The organism is Nostoc sp., from assembly GCF_036917315.1.
Lineage (GTDB): Bacteria > Cyanobacteriota > Cyanobacteriia > Cyanobacteriales > Nostocaceae > Nostoc.
The window spans coordinates 210,994-232,464 of record NZ_JBALDR010000064.1 but is presented as its reverse complement, the minus strand read 5'-3'; the positions used below and the strand labels follow the sequence as shown (position 1 = coordinate 232,464).

Here is a 21,471-nt window from a genome sequence, read left to right as displayed (position 1 = left end):
ATTTCTTGATACTTGTATTGCTTACACCCACGCTTCATAGTTTTGCAGCTCGAGCAACATGGATGTAGATAACTTTAGCCAGCAGATAGAGGAATTGCGATCGCGGGTAAGAGGAATATGGCAGCGCACCGCAACTCAACCAAACTCACAACACGATCTAATAATAGAAGCTTTCGATGAACTCCAAATGGCAGTGGAAGAACTATTGGCTGCCTCCGAGGAGTTAGAGGTAACAAGAGCGGGAGCAGAGAGAGAACGCCAGCGTTACCAAGAATTATTCGATTTTGCGCCGGATGGTTACTTAGTAACTGATACCGTAGGGAAGATCCTAGAGGCTAACTATGCAGCAGCAATTATGCTCTCTATGCAACAAAAATATCTTATAGGTAAACCATTAATTGTATTTATTGCTCAACAAGACCGTCAGATATTTCGCTCCCTAATCAATAATTCACAGCAGATACAGGACTGCATAATTGAGCTAAAGCCACGCTTGGGTACACCCTTTCCTGCAAGTATCAGGGTATCTCCAGTGTATGACTCACAAGAAAAGTTGATCGGCTGGCGTTGGTTGCTGCGTAATATCAGCGAAGCAAAACAAGCTGAAGAACGAGTGACAAAACGCACAGTGGAACTGGCAGAAGCAAATCAGCAGTTGCTGAGTGAAATTACAGAACATAAACGAGCCAAGTCACAACTGGTACATCTTGCATTTCACGATATACTGACGGGACTCCCAAACCGCGCTTTATTTATGAACCGCTTAGAAGATGCGGTCAATTATTCTAAACGGCATCCAGATTATCTATTTGCTGTCTTGTTTCTAGACCTAGATCGCTTCAAGACGATCAATGACAGCCTGGGACACACATTTGGAGATCAATTACTGCTTATCGTTGCTCAAAGGCTTCAAGAATGCTTGCGCTCTACAGATATAGCTGCACGGCTGGGAGGAGACGAGTTTATCATCTTGCTGGTGGGAATTAAAGATGTATTAGAAGTGATAGGGGTTGTTGAGCGAATACAAAAGAATCTGGCACTTCCTGTGGTTCTAGACGGGCACGAAGTTTCTACTACAGCGAGTATTGGCATTGCTTTAAGCACAACAGTTTATAAACAACCAGAAGATTACTTGCGTGACGCCGATATAGCGATGTACCGAGCTAAGGCACAAGGCAGGGCGTGCTATGAGATTTTTAACACTGATATGCATATTCAAGCAATGGCACACTTGGAGTTGGTTAACGAGCTACGCCGAGCCATTGAGCTTCAAGAGTTTCGGGTTTATTATCAACCGATAGTGTCACTCAGTCGCGGTAGAATAACTGGTTTTGAAGCGCTTGTGCGCTGGCTACATCCAAAACACGGCATTGTTTTGCCAGAGTATTTCATGTCAACTGCCCAAGAAACCGGGCTAATAATCCTTATTGAGCAGTGGGTCTTATATGAAGCATGTGGTCAGATACAGCAGTGGCAAGAGCAATTATCCTCTAGCTGTGGGGACGATCTGCCTGAGTCTCCCTTGAGCATTAGTATCAATCTTTGTAGTACTAGGTTCAGTGAAGAAAACTTGCTGTCGCACATCAATAAAGTTTTACAAGACACTGGACTAGACGCACCGAGTTTGACACTGGAGATTACAGAAAGCGTAATTATGGAAAACAACGATAAAGCTATCATCAGGCTAAAGCAACTGAGAAATTTAGGAATTAAGTTGGCAATTGACGACTTTGGTACGGGCTATTCCTCATTAGGTCGTCTCCACCACTTTCCAATTAATCAGTTGAAGATAGACCGCTCCTTTGTTAGTGGGAGCATTTTTGATGATGGAAATTTAGATATTGTTCAGACAATTATTACATTGGCACACAAATTAGGTGTGGATGTTACCGCCGAAGGGGTGGAGACAGAAGAGCAAGTAGCAATGTTGAAAAGATTGAACTGTGAATATGGGCAGGGATATTTGTTTTCCCATCCATTAGATAGCTCTCAGGCGATGGCATTAATTATGACAAATCCTCAGTGGTGATGGATCTTGTGCAAAGGGAATTGCCAATTTACTGGCGAGATCGATGCCCTCATCACCAACACCGTCACAGGTAAAATAGACGTGCGCCAAGTCCCCATCCGCTAACCTCAGAACCCACCATGACACAAATCACTCTTTCCGATCTCCCCGAAACCATCCAAACCCTACTCAACCAAGCCCGAAAAACAGGCGAACCCCTCACTATTACCCAAAACGGTATCCCCTTCGCCATCATTTCCCCCATCAAGAAAAAATCCCTCCTGGAAACCCTTTCCACCCTTAAACCACTGGACGAAGACTTTGCCGACGTGGACGAAGGATTATTACCCTTAGATGATATTGAGTTTTCAAAATGAGTTATTTCTACTTGTTAGATACAAACATTATTTCTGAACTAATTAAAAACCCCAGAGGAGTGGTATTTTCAAAAATTCAAGATGTCGGAGAAGACAAAATTTGTACAAGTATTATAGTAGCTTGTGAATCAAGATTTGGAGCTAGAAAGAAGAACTCCCAAAAGCTCATAGAAAAACTTGAAATAATTTTGGATAGTATTGAAATACTACCCCTAACTCTTCCTGTAGAGCAATATTACGCAGAAATCCGCACTGATTTAGAACAACAAGGTAAACCGATTGGAGCTAACGACTTATTAATTGCTGCCCATTCTTTAACCCTTGCTCTAAGAGGTTGTTTGAAAAGTGGTTGGCTGTGATTTTAGGCACTAACCGATCCCCCCTAGCCCCCCTTAAAAAGGGGGGAACCGGAATCAAAGTCCCCCTTTTTAAGGGGGATTTAGGGGGATCTAGAACGTTTTGCTACCAAGAAGAGGACTTTTCAAACAACCTCTAACTCTCATTACCGCTAACATCCGTGAATTTTCCCGTGTTCCTAATTTAAAAGTAGAAAACTGGCTCGAACCTCGCTAAAAAATTAGCCCTCTCCTTGTAAGTAAGGAAAAGGCTGAATTAATCTTAAAATACTTCCTAATTTTCCGGTTGAATTACGAACTACGAATTACGAATTACGAATTACTTAATACCCGCCTTCTTCTTCGTATTCTGGCTGTCTTTCCTTGACTTTCTTAGGAATATTCACAGGCTTCGGTGCATCTTCCCAAGCATCGCCGTCTACATCGTCATAATCATCGTATTCGTCAACATAAGGCTTGCTATAGGGCTGGGCTTCATACTTTAGCGGCTGCGGTTGTTGATACCTGTCGTTGCCCGTTGCTTCGCTCCAGTTATCTTCTTCCTCATCTTCTTCGTATTGAATAGATTCATACTGCCGCGCTTTCATTACCTGACGCTGTGGCCTTTCCTCTTCCACATAGTCTTCATTCCATTCTTCTTCCCGCGCTACGGGTTCGGGGGCGCGAACTTTTTGCCTGGGTGGCTGCAATGGCACTCCGCTAGGCAGTTGATTCGCTGGTGCAACTTGGCGTGGTGGAGCATAGCCGCCGTATTCTTCTTCTATATCTCGCTCCCACGGTGCTTTGCCGATACCCAGGCGCTCTAGTAAACCAACTGTCAACTGGTTTACTCGTTCTTCGGCTCCCTCAAACACAATCAACCGATTGGGGCCAGTGCTGACAATTTCATCTACTGAGAACTCGTAAGTACTCAGAAATTGATCGGGAATTTGGGGCAATCCTAAAGAAGCAATGACTATAGATTCAAGCTTCCCGTTTTCACCGTTGAACTTGAAGCCCCGAACTTTGCCTAAGACTTCACCTGTTTCTGTAATTACTTCCCAGTTAATCAAATTGCTGAGAGATTCAACTTCGATATCTTCAATGACATCTTCGTTATCAACCAGGATGACATCACCAATCTGGCTGATGTTGTTGAGGTACATATAGCGCGGTATGCCCGAAATGGAGATCAGGCTGTCTCGCAAACCAAGAGCCACAACCTCTCTTTGATCGATATCAACCCAGACTTGACTGATGATGCCTAGCCGCTTGCCGTTGTCGCGGGTAATCACCTGGGTATTTAATATGTCGGAACGCCTAATTATCTGTTCAGAGGTCATTCTATACCGAGTCCTGATCTCGAATCCGGTTTGGTTTATCTATACACTATTATTAACAAAAACTCAAGCAGATGTATTGGATGATTGTAATTTAATCCCCAAAACTTGAGTGTAAGCTCCTCGTGCTTGAGTAACGCCAATTGTGCGTTCGGCTGATTCTATCATCGGACGACGCAAACTCACAACTATAAATTGCGCTTGTTGTGACTGTTGTTTAATCATTCTAGCTAATCGCTCTACGTTTGCTCCATCTAGGAACATATCTACTTCGTCAAAGGCGTAAAATGGCGATGGGCGGTAGCGTTGCAGGGCAAAGATAAAGCTTAAGGCTGTGAGTGATTTTTCTCCCCCAGACATGGAAGCTAGGCGCTGTACGGGTTTGCCTTTGGGGTGCGCGACTAAATTCAATCCGCTGCTAAAGGGATCTTCGGGATTTTCTAGTTGCAAGAAGCCGTCGCCGTCGGAAAGAATGGCAAAAATTGATTGAAAGTTTTCGTTGACAGCATCGAAAGCTTCTTTAAAGGCAAGTTGCCGCAATGTGGTAAAGTTTTCAATTCGTAAAAGTAGTTCGGTGCGTTCTCCTTCTAGTGTTTCTAATTTTTGGGTGAGTTCCTGGAGGCGGTTTTGAGTGCGTTCGTATTCTTCCAACGCCAGCATATTGACAGGTTCCATTGCCTGTAAGCGTTTGGTAAGCGATCGCAATTCTTTCTGCAATTCTTCTAAATCTACCTTATCTGGAACTTCCGGCAAGGGATTGGGTAATTCTGCTCCCACATCTCGCAATTGAGTTTGCAGTGCAATTAGTTCTTCCCGCCGTTTCTCTTGGGTTTCTTGGAGTTTTTGGATTTCCCATTCCAATTGTTGTTGGCGTAAAAGGTGCGATCGCACTTCCAATTCTGTAGCGTCGCGTTTTTGTTTCTCTTCGCCCAAATTTTGCTCCATTTGATTTAACGATAAACGGGTTTGGGTGATTTGCTCGTCTATCGTTGTGATTTGTGTGGAGACGCGATTCATCGCGTCTCTACAAGAGCTTTGTTGGGTTTCGTATTCGGTGATTCGCGTTTCTGCTTCTTGGATTTTTTCTTGTAAACGTTGTTGCTGATTTTCTAAATTTTTTAATCTTTGTTCAGTTTCGCGTAATGCTGTCTCTCGTTGTTGCAATTGTTGCTCTTTAATTTTAATTGTCGCCTGGATTTGTTGCCATTCGCTAGGGGTTTGGGATGCTTCTAACTCTGCTAAGGCGTGTCGCAATTGTTGCAACTCATTTTCTTGCCCAGGTAATTCCCGCTCTAAAATTTCTAATCGGGATTGAGCAGTGGCTAACTTTTTGCTGTTTTGGGCGAGTTGCGATCGCGTCCCCTCTAATTGCCCTGTTAAACTTTTAATGTCTTTCTGTAACTGCTCCAATTGCAACTGCTGTTCTCGCCGTGCTTGACGCGCTTCTGTTAATTCTTGCGTCAGTTTTTTAGCTCTAGCTGACAAAGTTGCGATCGCTTCAGTACAACGCTCTAAAACTCGCTCAATGTCTACTAAGCGAGTTTTTAAAGCGATCGCTTCATCAGATTCTCCCGCTTCCGCATTGCCAAACCGTAAGGACGAACGCTGGTTATTGCTACCACCAGTCATTGCACCGCTGGTTTCCAGAAGTTCCCCGTCTAAGGTGACGATGCGATACAGTCCTAAATTTTTCCGCGCCGCCTCTAGGTTGGCGAATACTACCGTGTTGCCGAAAACATAGCTAAATACATCTTTGTAACGGCGATCGCAATCGACTAAGTTCACAGCATAGTTAACGAAGCCGCTAGCAAAACGCAACGTTGCATCTTGAGTAAATTTGGGAGCGTGAATTTTATTTAGCGGTAAAAAAGTCGCTCTCCCTGCACGTTTCTGTTTGAGCAATTCAATACCCGCTGCGGCGATGCTGTCATCTTCCACCACAATATGTCCCAAGCGTCCCCCAGCAGCCATTTCTAAAGCTAGCTGATGGCGGGGTTCCACTTTTCCTAACTGCACCACTAAACCACAAAGTCCAGGTATGCCCGATTGTAAAATGACTTTACTCGCTTGGGTTCCTTGGACTTCTTGCTGTGCTTGTGCTTGCGCCTCGATCTTATCCAACTGGCGTTGTTTTTCTCGTTGTTCAAAAAGTAACCGTTTTTGGGTTTCCTGTTGAATTTGCAGTTCTTGTTCTGTGGCTGAAAGATTTTGAGCTAAATTTTGGATGGGTTCGCTAGAGGTGTTAAATTCCGTTTCAACTCCACTAGACTGAGTTTGCTTTTCTGCTAATAGGGGTTCGTCGCGTTCAATTAACTGGGTTTGCTCTTGGATAAGTTGCTGTAACTGATTATTGCGTTCCCTGAGTTGTGCTTGTTCGGTGCGTTGCGGTTCTAGGGTGTGCAGCAAAGCTTCAATTTGACGGTTGAATGCTGTTTGTTGCTGCACCCAGGCTTCTGAAGCTGAGGCGATTTCTGCGGCGGCTTCGCGGGAGGTTTCTAGAGATTGGTGGGCTTCATTTCTTTGGTGTTGGGAAGACGCGATGAATCGCGTCTCTACAATCTGGGTTTCGGCTATTTCTTCTAGGGAATGACGGTGTTTTTGAATTTCTTGCTGAGTTTGAATTAGACGTTTGGCGGTTTCTTGGGAAGCTGTTTGTAATTCCGTTAGCTGTCGCTGGAGTTGTTTACGTTCTGCTTCTTGGGTGGCGAGGATAGATTGTACTGCCAAAAGTTCCTCTTCTCCCAATGCTTTGACGTGGGCATTGAGTTGTTCCAGTTCAGCAGTTTTTTGGACGATTTCGGAATTTAAGTTGGTGAGTTGGGTAGTCAGCTCAGTAAAATTGCGATCGCCTGTTTGAATTTCGTGAACTAATTTTTCTTGTTGTGCTTGTAGCGATCGCCATGATAAAACAGCTTCCCAGGATTGCTTCGCTAGAAATTCTGTGCGGAGTTTTTGATATTTCTCAGCTTTAGCTCGATCTTGGGAAAGGCGATCGCGCTGTGCAGTTAATTCCGTTTCAATAATCCGACAGCTATCTTCTTTTTCCTTTACTTCATCTAAAGTTGATTTGGCTTGAATGATTTTGCGATCGAATGCCGCCACCCCAGCCAATTCATCAATAATTTCCCGCCGTTCCCGCGCATTCATTGAGATAATGCTGGTGACATCTCCTTGAAGCACCACATTGTAGCCTTCAGGATAAACCCGCAGGTTACTTAGTTCTCCATGCAACTCTGTTAACGTGCAAGGTACACCATTAATATAGTAATTCGATGTGTAAGTCCCTTGGTGAGTGACTCGTAGCCTTCTAGTAACACTCCACTCTGCCGATTTTGGATTTTGGACTTCGGCTTCGTTCAGCCGAGCGATTTTGGATTTTGGATTTTCTTCCTCTACTTCCTCTGCTTCCTCGGCTTCCTCTACTTCCTCTACTTCCTGCCTTTGTGCCTTTGTGTCTTTGTGTGAGATTTCATCCGACAAATCAAATGTCACCGTGACGCTAGCCTCAATCGAAGCACGTCCTTTAGCCGTTTGAGTATTATTTACCAAATCCGGCAAGCGTTCGGCTCGCATTCCCTTAGAACTGGAGAGTCCCAAGCAAAAGAGCAGTGCATCTAAGATATTAGACTTACCCGAACCATTTGGCCCAGATATGACAGTACACCCCGGTAGCAAAGGGACAGAAGTAGTGCCACCGAAGGATTTGAAGTTCGTAAGTTCCACGCGCTTGATGTGCACCATAGGCGCTGGTTCCCTGGGCTAATGAAGAACAAGTGTATCAACTAATTAAGAATTCGCAAGAGGGTAAGGGGGAGAATTGGAAATTATAGTAGACGCGTTGCAGTGAATCTGCAAGCTTCACTCAAAAGGCTTATCGCAGGCGATCGCTCAGTGTACGGCAAAAATGTTTGATGTCGCAAACTGACCATCAAATTTTCCCAGAGCAGATAATATCATGTCTAACTAATTACTTGTGATTCAAAAATCTCTGCGTTTGCGTGTCTTTGCGTCAGTCTTAATTACAACTATTCAACCAGACGCGATCTCAGGATACTTTAAGTGCGAGGGAAAATCAGTTGGTATAGTTTGAAATACGCTCAAGGCATTCTCACACAGTAATGTTACCTGCTAAGGAACTGAGGCGAACAAGAGAAAAAAGTAATTCAACCAAATGATAGAGGGTATTAAAAGCACCAAATGAACTTATAATAAAGTAATCTTTACAATTGAAAAAACGTAGAAAGAAAGTCATCTTTACTACCCCAATCTGTTGTCTGTGATATGGTTCTTAACCCCAAATATTTGTAGAACTTAGTAATGAAGAGATTAATTAAAGGTCTGCGCGAATTTAAATCTAGCTATTTTTCGACACATCAACAATTGTTTGAGCAACTTTCACAGGGTCAAAAGCCTAGAGTATTATTTATTACGTGTTCTGATTCGCGTCTCGATCCAAATCTAATTACACAAGCCCAAGTTGGTGAATTATTTGTCATTCGCAATGCAGGTAATATCATTCCACCCTATGGGGCAAGTAATGGCGGTGAAGGTGCAACAATTGAATATGCTGTTCAAGCTTTAGATATTCGCCAAATTATTATTTGTGGTCACTCTCATTGCGGTGCAATGAAAGGATTAATGAAGTTACACAATCTCAGCGATGAAATGCCGCTCGTACATGATTGGCTTAAATATGCAGAGGCGACTCGAAGGCTAGTTATAGACCACTACAGTCACTACGGCGAAGAAGAACTGCTAGAGATTATGATTGCCGAAAATGTTCTTACTCAAATTGAAAATTTGCGGACGTATCCAGTGATTCACTCTAAGCTTTATCAGGGGGAACTCAGCATTTATGCTTGGATTTATCACATTGAAACAGGAGAAGTTTTCGCATACGATCCCCAGAAGCACGCTTATGTTTTGCCTCAAACTCAGTTTGCAGATTTGGAAATAGATGAGTCGTTCAGGGGTCAGGTTTCAAATACCAATGTAGTAGTGCGTTCCCCTCAAAACCCGCAAGATGATGTTCAACCTTATGAGAAACAGTCTGTTTCTCCATTTGAGTGGTTTCCAATGAGACGACTTTCTCCAGAGCAGATGGAGCGAATTTATCGAGGTTCAAATAATGGAAGTTGAAAGATGAAAAATAGAATTTAAAACATTCTCTTAGAGGGTTGTGGGTGAGGTTTTTTACCTTATTCAACTGAAAACCGCTATATATTGCACCCAACTGATAACCTCTATATTCCTTACTTTTATTTACAGTAGATTGCAAGTTAATGAAGTACAAAAATACCCCTCCCTAACCCTCCCCTTAGAAAGGGGAGAGAACAAGATTTCTTATTTCCCCCCTTTATAAGGGGGGATTAAGGGGGGTAATTTGACTTGTTGTCTACACCGTAGGCTTGTGGGGAGGTGGAAGGTTTGCTTTACTCAAATGCGGGGTGGGGTTCTTTATTTTTGATTTATCCAAAAGGTCTATTCTTTTATGGCTTTTTCACAGTATCAACTTTTGCTTCTACCTTGACTGTCTTCACACCTTGAACTTCTTTAGCTAAGGTTTCAGCTTTCTTGAGTTCTTCAACAGAAGCGGCTGTACCTTTGAGGATAATTTCACCCTCTTTGTTTTCAACTTGCAACTTGTTGCCTGGTAAGCCTTTATTCAACTTGGCGCTAACTTCAGTTTTTAAATCGCTCTTAGCTTTTGTTGCTGCCGTTTTTTCAGCATCGGTTTTAACTTTCGTACCTGTATTAGCTGCTAAAGGAGTAGCTTGTGTTTCTGGAACTTTGGCAGTTTGATTTGTCTGCGAAGCTGGTTTTGCTGGTGCTTGAGCGGCTTCATTAGTTGTGCTAGGAGTTTCTGAACCAGTTTTAGGAGCCTCTTGGCAGCCAAAAGTACCAACTACCAAAATGCTACTAACTACCAATAGAATTAGCTTTTTCATTATCTATCTCCGAATTGAGTACTTGAAGCGGTTAATTGAGGTGTGTGTGATGATGAGGAGCAAATTTAAAAAAACAATTAAAAGTGAAGTAGCAAAAGTGCTTAAGCAATAGCTCAGGTTGCTGAAAATTGAAATTTGGACGATTTCTTGAAGCTAAGATTTTGCGCCTAGTTTTGAGAAATGCCAATTCAATTTTTCTGACGGCTGCTAACCAGGATGGCTTTACACACAGTCTGTGGATCTCTATGACTTTAAGGTAGATGCTGAGTAGCTGTTTTGATGGTAGACTATGCCACTCTACAGTAGTGACTCGATGTTATCAGATTTGAGTCAATTTGGCGATGTCTATGACGAATTTCAAACTTCAGCTTTTTTCCAATCCTGTATAAGCATTCTTACCAACAAAATGTTACTTTATAAAACTATGGCTTACTTACAATGCCTTAAATATCAGGAAATATTAGCCAATGCCCTACCTTACTTCGGCTAGCGAAATTCGTGCTATTGTCGCTGAATATACAAACGCTAAAACACTGTGGATAGATACAGAAGTCGCTGACTATAAAAGTCGTAATCCCCGATTATCGCTGATTCAGGTATTAGATAATCCTCAAGATATGAGTGGCGATCGCGTCTATCTTTTAGATGTCTTAGACCAGCCTAATATTATAGCTGAATTTATCGAGCAAATTATGATAAATTCTGCAATTGAAAAAGTTTTTCACAACGCGAGTTACGATCTAAAATTTCTCGGTAGCAAGAAAGCCAAAAATATTACTTGCACTTTGGAAATGGCCAAAAAAATTCCCTACTATCTTTTGCCATTACCCAACTACCAACTCAAGACCATAGCTACAGCACTTTGTAGCTTTAATAATATCGATAAACAAGAACAAAAAAGCGATTGGGCAAAACGCCCTCTGACTGAAGAACAGATAGAGTATGCTTACCTAGACTGCATTTATCTTGCTCAAATTCACCTAAACTTGTTAGGCTTACAAGCCCAAGCCAGTCCCGAACCTGCAACAGAAGACTTAAGATCGCTAAGTGCTAGATACTCGCAAGTTGAGCAGCAATGGAAATTGTTGAATTCAGAATTTGAGCATTTGCAAGAACGTATAAAAAAAGCCATGCAAGCTCAGGATATATCAGAAACTTATGATTATAAGCTGACTAGTTATGAACGGACTACAATCAAAGCTGCATTTACAGAATTGGCAAAGCTAGCCCAAACTCAAGGTATTAATTTAGATTTTCCGATTACACTAACTCAGAAACTCCAAAAAGATTTAGGGGAAAATCTAGAACAACTATCTGTAGATATTGACAAAACTACCTCTTGGCGACTAACTTCTAAAACTCCAGAGAGTGAAATAGAGGATGAGTAAATTGTTCATATTGATACAAATGTCAGATTTTATAGAGTTATTGTGAAGAATAAATTTTTAAATTTCATAATTCTTTCCTCCTGCCTACTGTCCGGTTGTTGAGCGTAGTCGAAACACTGCCTCTTGGCTCATCTTATAAATCTATAAAATATTAGGGAAATTTGTCAATTAGCTTTAAAGGGCTATCAAAAGTTAGAATAGTTATTGAGCTAAAGAATTAAAATCTAGATTTTGGTACTAATTACATTCAGGTATTATGGCAGTTTATATTAACTTATGAGACGGCGTTTATTTGGGCAAAAGCGAACAAGGGTAAATACTTTATTTACCATAGCTATTTTTACTACATTGACAGCAACTAGCAGTATTTCTTGTAGTAAGAATGACAATGTATTAGTAACAGAAATAGGAGTTAGTCAACCTAGCCGTGGTTCAGCTACAAATTCCAATGGTGGGGAATTTTATCTTCAGGGAAAGAATCAGCATTTAAACGGCGACTTGCAAGCTGCGATCGCTTCCTATGGTAAGGCAATTAGTCAAAATTCTCAGTATGGCGCTGCCTACAACGCGCGGGGATTAGCCTACTTTGATTTGGGAGACAAGGAAAAAGCGATCGCAGATTACAATCAAGCACTCCGCATCAACCCTAACGACGCCGAAGCCCACAATAACTTGGGGAATGCCCGCGCCTCACTGGGAAACAACAGAGAAGCAGTTAAAGATTACAGTGAAGCGATTCGCCTAAATCCCAACTATGCCGAAGCTTACAATAACCGAGGAAATGCCCGCGCCGCCAATGGAGATAAAAAAGGGGCAATAGACGATCTTGGTCAAGCGATTCTCCTCAACCCCAGATATGCGATCGCTTATAATAACCGAGGAAATGCCCGTGCTGCCAATGGAGATCCCAAGGGTGCGATCGCAGATTACAATCAAGCCATTCGCCTCAATCGTAACTTTGCCCCTGCCTACAATAACCGAGGAAATGCCCGCGCCACCAATGGAGACAAACAGGGGGCGCTCAAGGACTTACAACAAGCAGCAAACATTTTTCAAAGTCAAGGTAACAACGACTTATACCAACAAGTGATGAATAACATCAAAGAACTTGGGCAGTAGCAGAGGGGCAGGGAGCAGGGGAGCAGGGGGGCAGGGGAGCAGGGGAGCAGGGGGGCAGGGGAGCAGGGGAGCAGGGGGGCAGGGGAGCAGGGGAGCAGGGGAGATGAGGGGACAAGGAGACAAGGGGGAATTATTGAACAAATCTCTACCTTGTCTCTTCTTGATGCCCAATGACAAATGACAAATGACAAATGACAAAATCACATCCCAGAACCAATGTGAATGCGATCCTCAACTTCCGCAAATTTTTCCTGTGCCAGCTGTTCAGTACTCAATAGTGAAACGACAATCGCCACAATAAACGCCAGTGGGATACTGATTAATCCAGGATTTTTTAGAGGAAAGGGTGCAGAAGCGTGCTTGAGAATCGTTACTTGAATAGTAGGTGATAAATAAATCAGCACTAAAGAGGAGACAGTTCCTACTAACATACTTGCAACTGCACCATTGGTTGTGAAGCGTCGCCAAAGCATTGATAAGAGTAACGCTGGAAAGTTTGCACTCGCAGCGATCGCAAATGCTAAACCTACCATATAGGCTACATTTTGCCCTTTAAACAAGATACCCAAGAATATCGCCACTAACCCCAAAAGCATTGTCGCACCACGAGCCACCTTCAATTGTTCTGACTCGTCAGCATGGCCAGAGCGCACCACATTTACCCATAAATCATGAGACAATGCAGCTGCACCTGAGAGTGTCAACCCAGCGACAACTGCCAAAATAGTTGCAAAGGAAACAGCCGCAATAAAGCCTAAGAAAGCATCACCACCGAGAAATTCTGCCAACATCGGCGCAGCCATGTTACCACCAGTACCAATTTTCTCAATGGCATCTTTACCTACCAGTACCATCGCTCCAAAGCCCAGGATGAAGGTAAGAAGATAAAAAACGCCAATAATAGCTGTGGCATAAGTAACAGAGAGCCGCGCTGCTTTGGCATCGGGTACTGTATAGAAACGCATCAGGATGTGGGGTAATCCAGCAGTGCCGAACATCAACGACATCCCTAAAGAGATAGCATCCAAAGGGTTAGAAACCAGTTTGCCCGGAGCTAATACACCTGTATATTTCTCAGATGCAGCGGCGAAAAGAGCAAGTGGGTTAAAGCCAAATCGTGCCAGTACCAAGATAGCTAGTAAAATAGTTCCGCCGAGCAACAAAACTGCTTTGATAATTTGTACCCAAGTGGTGGCAATCATCCCGCCAAAAATCACATAAGCCATCATCACACAACCGACGATGACCACAGCTAATTCATAATCAAAGCCAAACAGTAGTTTGATTAATTCCCCAGCACCTACCATCTGGGCAATTAAGTAAAAGCTAATTACTACCAGCGTTCCAATTGCAGATGCAATACGTACAGGTTTTTGCTGCAAGCGAAAAGCCACTACATCGGCAAAGGTGTATTTACCTAAGTTTCGTAGTGGTTCGGCAATTAGGAACATAACAATCGGCCAGCCCACCAAGAAGCCGATAGAGTAAATTAAGCCATCAAAGCCGTTGAGTGCCACCAGCCCAGCTATACCTAAAAAGCTAGCTGCACTCATAAAGTCTCCTGCTAGGGCCAGCCCATTTTGGAAACCGCTGATTTTTCCACCAGCTGTATAGAACTGTGCCGTATTTTTGGTAAGCTTTGCCGCCCAATAGGTAATGCCTAAAGAACTTACAACAAACAGAAAGAAGAAAGCGATCGCCAACGGGTTAAACTTACCAAGACTGGTAATATCCGCCGCTAGCGGCAGATCGAACCACACACTATTCATGCTTTTTTTGGTTTAGTATTTTTGAATTTGGGACTAGAAATTGCTTATAGCTAATTGCCTTACTCAGCACTCAGCACTTTTCTACTTGCGTGTCAGCCTTGCAATTTGGTCGTCATAACTACTATTTGCCCAACGTACATAGATAAAAATTAATACCCATGCTGAGACAATTACCAGCGCCCCTAGTAAAATTCCCAGGCTGAGGCCAGGAACTACTAATGACCCCAGCAGGGGTTTATTGAACGCGATTAATAGGATAAAGCCGAAGTAAATAAACATCATGGCTCCAGTCAGAATCAAGGATACCCGCCAACGTTCAGCGGCGAGTGCCTGGAGAGCCTTTGTGCGATCGTTCATGTCTTCCTTTAGGTGGAGAAGATTAGGTCAGATTGTCTCATTGAAGCTGATTTCTGCGTAATTTTCTTAAAGATTATTAGTAAATCTATTGCTACATCAGGTAATAAAATTAACTTTGCAAAGTGATATACCCAAATAACAAGACAATAGCGACTCTGTTTTGAGTCAAGAAACATAAAACTATAGATGCAGTTAGACACAAATAAAGCGGATCTATTCAGTGATTTGTTATTTCTTGCTTTTCTAGTATCTTTTTATACACTTGGCTAAAGCACTAACTCAGAAATTAAATTTTTATATATTAAAAAATAAAATAAATAGGTGGTTACTACTAGGTTTTAAAATCCTTCAAGTGTTATGGAATGTTTTTTTAAGTTATTAAATCAAGTGAGATTAATAAAAGTAGTAAATTTTGATTTTTAAAATATACCAAAAATCACCCTAGCAGGTTAAGTAAATTTTTTAATAACATTTATATCAATAGCTTGTTATTCCAAAGATGGGGCATTACCAAAATTTAGTAAAGTATGTTTATCGAAACACTCATCACAGAGCCGATTCATTTTTTTAGAATCGTTGCCATTGTCATCTTTTCGATCACTTTGCATGAACTTGCTCACGGCTGGGCTGCGATGAGTCAGGGAGATAACACTCCACAACAGACTGGTCATCTGACGCTGAATCCTGTAGTTCACATGGGCAAAGAATCAATCATTTTTCTCTGTCTTATGGGTATAGCTTGGGGACAAATGCCCGTCAACCCATCTAAGTTTCGCTCTGGTAAGCTAGGCAATATTTTGGTATCAGCAGCTGGGCCATTATCAAATCTGGCTTTAGGCGTTCTATTTATTATGGTGCTGAAATTTCTTTCTAATCTCAGTCTTTCAGGACTTTTGAGTGAAGATTTTTTTTACTTAGCAGCTCGGATTAATTTGACATTATTTTTGTTTAATCTCTTGCCAATTCCACCACTTGATGGATTTCATGTTTTCAGCGAAATTTTTCCTAAGCTAAAGCCATTGCAATATACCCAATTCGGACTCTTTGCAATGATGCTTATATTCATAATTCCAGAATTTGGGATGGGACTGGCTAGCATTGCTGATTTAGTTATACAGTCATTGCTTGGGGAAGAGTCAGCAGATTTTTAAGCAATAATGGATTATTTATATATATATAGTAGTCCTATTTGATTTGTGATAATTCTAACCCATATAACCCCGACTTCTCAAAGAAATCGGGGATTTTTTGGCTCACAAATGATTTAGGGTAGTTACCTTTTTGCTGTAATATTCAGTCTTGCTATAAATGCTGAGAATACTATCACCAACTGCAAAAAAACTACCTTCTTGCTCATCTTTAGAAAATTGCAAATTTGGGTATTTAGCAGCAGCTTCATCAGCAGTCATGGCTTTGGCTTCCATTTGATCTGGCAATAGTCCAGTAGAACCAATGTAAAATACTAAGGGAGATATTTTATCTTGGTAGATATTTTCTGCATATTGTTCTAACTTTTTATTTGCCACTGTTAAAGCTGCAACCATTTCTTCTTTGTTTATCTGCTTACCAGTTTGTTTATCCTGCAAGAACTGCGCCAAACTATCAGCACCAACTTTCTGAAGAATATCTCCAACAATACCATTTTGCTCAAGCCCAAGAAAATCATCAAAAATTGGTTTCATCAATTCATCAACTTTTGTAATCTTGGTACGTGATGACAGCAATCTGTGCCTCACAGCGAGATTCTGATTAAATGCCATCTCGAAACTCGGTTTAATGATAATTTCTCCAGTTTCTTTGTCATAAAGACGATACATTCTATTGAGAAACTTGTTAGCAGAAGGTAACTTACTCAAGTTCAGAATATCTTGACTGCCGATATCGATTTTATAACTCAATTTTGATTCAATAGTACCATTAGCTAAAGCTTCGCTGATATCAGTGTATTCATTGGTTGTAGGAAAGTTGATGTAAGTATTCTTAGACAGATAGTGCTTTTTAAATTCATCTAACTGTGCCTCGATAAATACATCTGATTCCTTTTTTAAGTGAGCAGAAATAATACTAGTCAGTACTTTAATTTCTGCTAGTTCATTGAATAGTCTATCAATACTGCTGTAACGACTATTAGCAGCGACAAGTGGCAAGTTATCTAACTGAATCGTATATTCTGCCCGAAAGTCAAATTCTTCTGCGTCCAGTATGCCTTTTTGTTTGAGTAAATCAAAGGCTTTTTTATTGCTAATTTTTACTAGTAATGACTTTACGTTGATTTTGCCGTCACTTACAATCGTGTAATTATTAAAGGTGTTGAGGTCATTGACTAACAAACCTGCTACTTCAATAGTAGGAGTTTGGTCTTCAAGTTTGGCAAGTTTAACTCTACGTTTTACAAGCATATTGATAGTAGCCGTGTTGCGGCTAAACTGAAAATCGCCCATATCAACATACTTAGCATTATCTATATGTTCTGTTGTTAACCAAGGTTGTAACAGTTCTCCATTTTCGTTTCTTACACCTCTAATACGCTTAACACCTGTTCTTTGATAATCTTCTTGCAGTTGTTTAATATTGACGATAATATTGTTGCGATATTCTGCAAAAATTTGGATTAGTTCTACTAACGAAATCTGATTCTTTGTCATATTGCCACCTTCCAGATAAAGGTCAAGAATCTTTTAAAGCCACGGTTATTGAAGTTTATTAATATTCCAAAATAAACTGTTCTTACCGTGCAAAATTTAATGGTAAGTTCGTGGACAATTGAGGGTTTGAGTTTAAACGCAAAGGGGCGCAAAGTATAGCGCAGAGGAGCGCAAAGTTTGTTTGAGTTTATTCATTACGAACTTAGGCAACGCGAAGAACAGCCTTGTAAACTTATAGTACAATTGTATCATATAAAGGGCAAGTTGTGTAGGCGTAGCCCCTGGTAGATATCGCTGTGCAATGAGGTGTTATGGTGTTGCTGAATAACGTCATATATGCTTTCTAAACTTTGCACCCTTGAGTGACTTTGTTTTGAGTCTAGATTTAGGCTCCGGGTTTGAAATAATCGAAGAGGCGATCGCCTGAATCTGCGCGAATCAATGCTACAACTACATCTGGTAAGGTGGCTAAACTGGGGTAAACCAAGTAACGCGGTTCCCAACGGGGGCGGAACTTGTCTTTGTAGGCGTGCAGTCCCTTGAAGTTGTAGAAACGATTCAAATGCTCGTAAAGATAGTGCAATACTTTCTCCAAGCGGCGTGATTCGGGGTTGTCTCCAACTCCAGCAAGCGCAGAAAGCCCGAAATTAAAGCTGTCGTAGCCACCCTCTTTAAAATGCTGGAGCAGGGAAATAAATAGAAAGTCCATTGTGCCATTTTCAAGAGACGAGCGATGTCGCATCATGTCAATAGTCGCTTCGTTAAGTTGGTACTCCCGGATAATGTTGGCAAAGGCGCTGATCTGACCTTCAGGATTATGCACCACAGCAATCTCGCACTCTCGCAGGTAAGCTTCGTCAAACCAACCCAAAGAAAATTGTTTTTCTGAACCTTGTACCATTTTCAACCATTCATCACTTACAGATTTGAGTCGGTGCAATAAATCATTGGCGATGGGTGGTTGGTAAAAGTCGATTTGGTATCCTAGCTTAGTTAAACGACTGATTGATGGTCTAAAGTTTTTACCGGCTTTACCTTGTAAGGTAAAACTTTTTAAGTCAACGATCGCTTCCTCTCCAATCTTGAGTACCTTAAACCCCAATGATTTGTAAAGCTCAACATCATCGGGCATAGTTTGGTAAAAGCCAGGATACCAGTCATTACGCTGACAAAACTGCTGGAAAGCAATAATTGTCTCTTTACGGTCTTCAATCGGGCCGATGGGATCTCCTAATGCGATCGCGCCCCGTCCTTTGGGAACATAAGCAATTACACTATTACCCGAAGGACTGAAATAATAACTTTTATCATTTAAGAGTGTAAGTGCTGCTAAAGAAGAACATCCATATTGTTCGACAATTTCTTTAACTCTTCGTTGCTCGTTTGTAGTTGCTAGATTGCGCCAAAACACAGGTTGCAACAGCATTACTATTGCATAAGTAATAGTACCTGCGGCGATAATATAGATAGAATTAGCAAAAAATTCTCCAAATCGACTCTTTGGTTGCAGTCCCCAATTATCCTCGGTGAAGAACATCGCCAAAGTCTGAACTATCGCTTCACGCCAATTAAAATTCTCTGAAAACTTCCCATCTAACAAGTAAAATCCAATAGTTCCGTATGCCAGGGTAAATAGTAAAGCGCCTATCAGCACTCTAACTCCCCGTGCAATGGAAGGACGGTCTGATTGCGCCGTGAAAAAATGGCGCATCCAAATTAATTGCACTAGCAAAACTCCAGAGAGTAGACTTTCTTCATAGTCCAGTCCCTTCAGTAAGTGGCTGCAAATGGAAATTACTAGTAAAGCAATGGTTAGTAACCAGGCTATTCTTTTCCGGCGTAATAAATTAGTAGCAAGTGTTAATAAAACAAACCCAGTCAATGCTGAGAATATATGACCGCTAGCGCGAATTTCAAATGGTAAAAATTCCTTTAACCAGTGAGTCCGCCCATACAGGTTAGGTGTCACTGCTGATAATAAATTTACTATTCCGACTAAACCTGTTAGAAAAACTGCACTCCAAAGTCCAATCTTAGTTTTTAAATTATTTGTCATTTTTTGTTAGTAGTTAGGAGTAAAAAGTTAGGAGTTAGGAGTTTTCAATTTTTAACTCTTAACTCCTAATTTCTAACTTTTTAAACTGTTCCCCTACATACGAGAGTGAATCTTTAAGATGTTTGTGGAAGTAGTTCCAGCCTACATTAGCACCAGACAAACCATGACCTCCAGGAAATGCATAAAACACGTGAGCAATGCCTAATTTATTTAAGGTTTCGTTGAAGGCTTTGGTAGAAGCTAGCAAATTAGTATCGTTTACACCCGCATCTAGGTAAACACGCAATCGCTTCCTATCTTGAACGGTTAGCTGTTGCACAATTTGTTGAGGACTATTTTGTGAACCGCTGTCATCAGTAAAGTAACCGCTATGGCTAAACAAAATCTGAAAGTTGTTGAGATAGCGTAATCCGATATTAAATGCCCCCCATCCTCCAGAAGATAGACCTCCTAGCGCCCAAAATTGGGGTTCTTTCAAAGTGCGGTAGCGCGACTTGACAACTTGTACTAATTCTGAACCAATCAAAGTTCCCACTTTGCCATTCGGCCCATCAAAGTAATCGGGGTCGTATAAAGGACTAGAACCGCGATTATCATTACCATCAGGTGTAATCACAATCGATGGCGGTAATTTTCCACTTTGATAAAGTTCATGCAACACGTCTAAGAGTGCATATTTATTAGCATAGGCACGAGCATCATCGTGACCACCATGTAGTAAGAATATCACAGGGTAGCGCTTTTGGGGATTTTTGCTATAGTCAGGCGGCAAAATCACGCCGTAGTTACGGACTGCACCCATCGCTTGGGAGTTGAAGGTTGCTAATTGAAACTTTAGCCCAGTATTTGCCTCTTTTTTGGGTGGGTCTAGTTGTGGCGCACCTAAGATGAATACATAATAATAACCAGCAGTAGTAAGAAGTGCGATCGCTCCTACTAAGCTAATTAACGATTTATAAATCTTCATATTCTTTTACAGCTAAAAAAATCACCTCCCTTAGAACTTACTATAATTAATCTGCTGAGAAATTGCAGTAGAGTTTTTCACATTAATGTTTAAATATCAACGGTTTTGCAAAGTAGTATTATCGATCACAGGGATTTTTAATTATTTTAATTACTTTTTTTGATTAATATTTAAATTATCAGCCATATTTGCTGTTTCAGAAGCTCGAAATTGTTCGCCGACAAATGTCAATGAATTTGCTAAATGTTTCCGCCAGTATTGCCAAGTATGACTGCCAGGAAACTCACGAAATGAATTATAAATTTTCAGTTGATTTAGGACTTTGCTAAATCGCTCTGCTTCCCTGATTTCATCAATATCTGATGTACCCGAATCTAGATAAATTTTCAACCTTTTTTGAGCTTGTCTGGGAATGGTTTTAATATAAAATATTGGGCTATTCGCTGGGCCACTTTTATCATTAAAATAACCACTATGACTAAATAAAATCGAGAAACGATCCAAATTGTGTAATCCCACATTCATTGCTCCCCAACCACCAGAAGATAAACCACCTATCGCCCAAAAATCTGGATTATTTATTGTACGATAACGGCTTTGCACAACTTTTACTAACTCATCGCCTACGGCTGTAGAGACTTTACCGTTAGGGCCATCGATATATTCGGGATCTCGGTAGGGACTAGAGCCGCGTTTGTCGTTGCCATCTGGTGTAATGATGATGCTGGGTGGCAACTTACCTGTAGTATAAAGTTGTTCTACAGTCTTGAGAGCTTGTCCCTTATTCTGAATAAACCAATCACTGGGATTACCATGTCCACCGTGGAGGAGAAAGATTACAGAATACCTTTGTTTTGGGTTTTGCTCATAGCCAGGAGGTAAAGAAACGCCATAAGTGCGACTTGCACCCATTGCTTGACTATCGTAAGTTTCAATTTTATAGGTTAGGAGAGTCGCTGAGTTGCTAGTATTCGGCTGGGTTGGAAGAATGGAAGGCTTTGTTTGTAAATCCTGCTGTTGCGGTGGTTTTGCGACGACACCTTGGGAGAAATTACAGCCAACTAGGGTTAATACTGAAAATAGCAAGAGAATTTTAGATTGTTTGTAGTTCATCTTTGAAAGGCATTGGGCATGGGGTAGTTAATCGTTGCTTGCCTTCAAA

At 41.4% G+C, this 21,471-nt stretch carries 18 protein-coding genes; 8 read left to right on the top strand and 10 right to left on the bottom strand.

What is annotated here, in order from left to right; genetic code table 11:
- Positions 1-58 precede the first annotated feature (58 nt).
- Positions 59-2,029, top strand: a complete 1,971-nt coding sequence (locus V7K84_RS30280) for a putative bifunctional diguanylate cyclase/phosphodiesterase (protein ID WP_334843675.1) — start codon at positions 59-61, stop codon at positions 2,027-2,029.
- Here the strand turns inward: V7K84_RS30280 and V7K84_RS30275 are convergent.
- Positions 2,003-2,155: a hypothetical protein gene (locus V7K84_RS30275; RefSeq protein ID WP_334843674.1), complete on the bottom strand. Its 153-nt coding sequence runs from the start codon at positions 2,153-2,155 to the stop codon at positions 2,003-2,005. The two genes, V7K84_RS30280 and V7K84_RS30275, sit on opposite strands and share 27 nt — an antisense overlap.
- Here V7K84_RS30275 and V7K84_RS30270 point away from each other — a divergent pair.
- Together V7K84_RS30270 and V7K84_RS30265 are read left to right on the top strand one after the other, a co-directional pair.
- The gene (locus tag V7K84_RS30270; protein WP_334843672.1) at positions 2,149-2,385 is read left to right on the top strand and encodes a type II toxin-antitoxin system Phd/YefM family antitoxin; all 237 of its coding nucleotides are present in this window, start codon (positions 2,149-2,151) and stop codon (positions 2,383-2,385) included. The genes V7K84_RS30275 and V7K84_RS30270 overlap by 7 nt on opposite strands.
- 11 nt (positions 2,386-2,396) lie before the next feature.
- Entirely contained in the window at positions 2,397-2,744 is a 348-nt protein-coding gene (locus tag V7K84_RS30265) for a type II toxin-antitoxin system VapC family toxin (protein ID WP_334843670.1), read from the top strand.
- A 320-nt stretch (positions 2,745-3,064) separates the two neighbouring features.
- Here V7K84_RS30265 and V7K84_RS30260 read toward each other — a convergent pair whose 3' ends face one another.
- Complete coding sequence (locus tag V7K84_RS30260) at positions 3,065-4,063, bottom strand: PRC-barrel domain-containing protein (protein ID WP_334843668.1); 999 nt, start codon at positions 4,061-4,063, stop codon at positions 3,065-3,067.
- A gap of 63 nt (positions 4,064-4,126) precedes the next feature.
- Entirely contained in the window at positions 4,127-7,801 is a 3,675-nt protein-coding gene (gene smc / locus V7K84_RS30255; protein WP_334843666.1) for a chromosome segregation protein SMC, read from the bottom strand.
- A 576-nt stretch (positions 7,802-8,377) separates the two neighbouring features.
- Here smc and V7K84_RS30250 point away from each other — a divergent pair.
- Positions 8,378-9,199 carry a carbonic anhydrase gene (locus tag V7K84_RS30250; RefSeq protein ID WP_334843664.1) on the top strand — a complete coding sequence of 274 codons (822 nt, stop codon included), beginning with the start codon at positions 8,378-8,380 and terminating at the stop codon, positions 9,197-9,199.
- Positions 9,200-9,549: 350 nt separating this feature from the next.
- Here V7K84_RS30250 and V7K84_RS30245 read toward each other — a convergent pair whose 3' ends face one another.
- Positions 9,550-10,008, bottom strand: coding sequence for a BON domain-containing protein (locus V7K84_RS30245; RefSeq protein WP_334843662.1), 459 nt, complete (start codon positions 10,006-10,008; stop codon positions 9,550-9,552).
- A 289-nt stretch (positions 10,009-10,297) separates the two neighbouring features.
- Here V7K84_RS30245 and V7K84_RS30240 point away from each other — a divergent pair, with 289 nt between their 5' ends.
- The 3 genes from V7K84_RS30240 to V7K84_RS30230 all read left to right on the top strand — a co-directional run bounded on the left by V7K84_RS30240 (position 10,298) and on the right by V7K84_RS30230 (position 12,515).
- On the top strand, positions 10,298-10,498 hold the full coding sequence (locus V7K84_RS30240; RefSeq protein ID WP_334843660.1) for a hypothetical protein: 201 nt from the start codon (positions 10,298-10,300) through the stop codon (positions 10,496-10,498).
- On the top strand, positions 10,476-11,396 hold the full coding sequence (locus V7K84_RS30235; protein WP_334843657.1) for a ribonuclease D: 921 nt from the start codon (positions 10,476-10,478) through the stop codon (positions 11,394-11,396). Before V7K84_RS30240 ends, V7K84_RS30235 begins: the two co-directional genes overlap by 23 nt.
- 276 nt (positions 11,397-11,672) lie before the next feature.
- On the top strand, positions 11,673-12,515 hold the full coding sequence (locus V7K84_RS30230; RefSeq protein ID WP_334843655.1) for a tetratricopeptide repeat protein: 843 nt from the start codon (positions 11,673-11,675) through the stop codon (positions 12,513-12,515).
- A gap of 200 nt (positions 12,516-12,715) precedes the next feature.
- Here V7K84_RS30230 and V7K84_RS30225 read toward each other — a convergent pair whose 3' ends face one another.
- Positions 12,716-14,284: a sodium:solute symporter family transporter gene (locus V7K84_RS30225; RefSeq protein ID WP_334843653.1), complete on the bottom strand. Its 1,569-nt coding sequence runs from the start codon at positions 14,282-14,284 to the stop codon at positions 12,716-12,718.
- Positions 14,285-14,365: 81 nt separating this feature from the next.
- A complete protein-coding gene (locus tag V7K84_RS30220) occupies positions 14,366-14,641 on the bottom strand; it encodes a DUF485 domain-containing protein (protein ID WP_094349845.1) in 276 nt (91 codons plus the stop codon).
- Positions 14,642-15,168: 527 nt separating this feature from the next.
- Here V7K84_RS30220 and V7K84_RS30215 point away from each other — a divergent pair.
- On the top strand, positions 15,169-15,792 hold the full coding sequence (locus tag V7K84_RS30215; protein ID WP_334843651.1) for a site-2 protease family protein: 624 nt from the start codon (positions 15,169-15,171) through the stop codon (positions 15,790-15,792).
- Between the two features lie 102 nt (positions 15,793-15,894).
- Here V7K84_RS30215 and V7K84_RS30210 read toward each other — a convergent pair whose 3' ends face one another.
- The 4 genes from V7K84_RS30210 to V7K84_RS30195 all read right to left on the bottom strand — a co-directional run bounded on the left by V7K84_RS30210 (position 15,895) and on the right by V7K84_RS30195 (position 21,422).
- Positions 15,895-17,286: a hypothetical protein gene (locus tag V7K84_RS30210; RefSeq protein ID WP_334843650.1), complete on the bottom strand. Its 1,392-nt coding sequence runs from the start codon at positions 17,284-17,286 to the stop codon at positions 15,895-15,897.
- A 385-nt stretch (positions 17,287-17,671) separates the two neighbouring features.
- Positions 17,672-19,342, bottom strand: coding sequence for a phosphatidylglycerol lysyltransferase domain-containing protein (locus V7K84_RS30205; RefSeq protein ID WP_334843649.1), 1,671 nt, complete (start codon positions 19,340-19,342; stop codon positions 17,672-17,674).
- A 58-nt stretch (positions 19,343-19,400) separates the two neighbouring features.
- Positions 19,401-20,309 (bottom strand): alpha/beta hydrolase, encoded by a 909-nt coding sequence (locus V7K84_RS30200; protein ID WP_334843647.1) that lies wholly within the window; start codon positions 20,307-20,309, stop codon positions 19,401-19,403.
- Positions 20,310-20,459: 150 nt separating this feature from the next.
- Positions 20,460-21,422, bottom strand: coding sequence for an alpha/beta hydrolase (locus tag V7K84_RS30195; RefSeq protein WP_334843646.1), 963 nt, complete (start codon positions 21,420-21,422; stop codon positions 20,460-20,462).
- Positions 21,423-21,471: the final 49 nt, after the last annotated feature.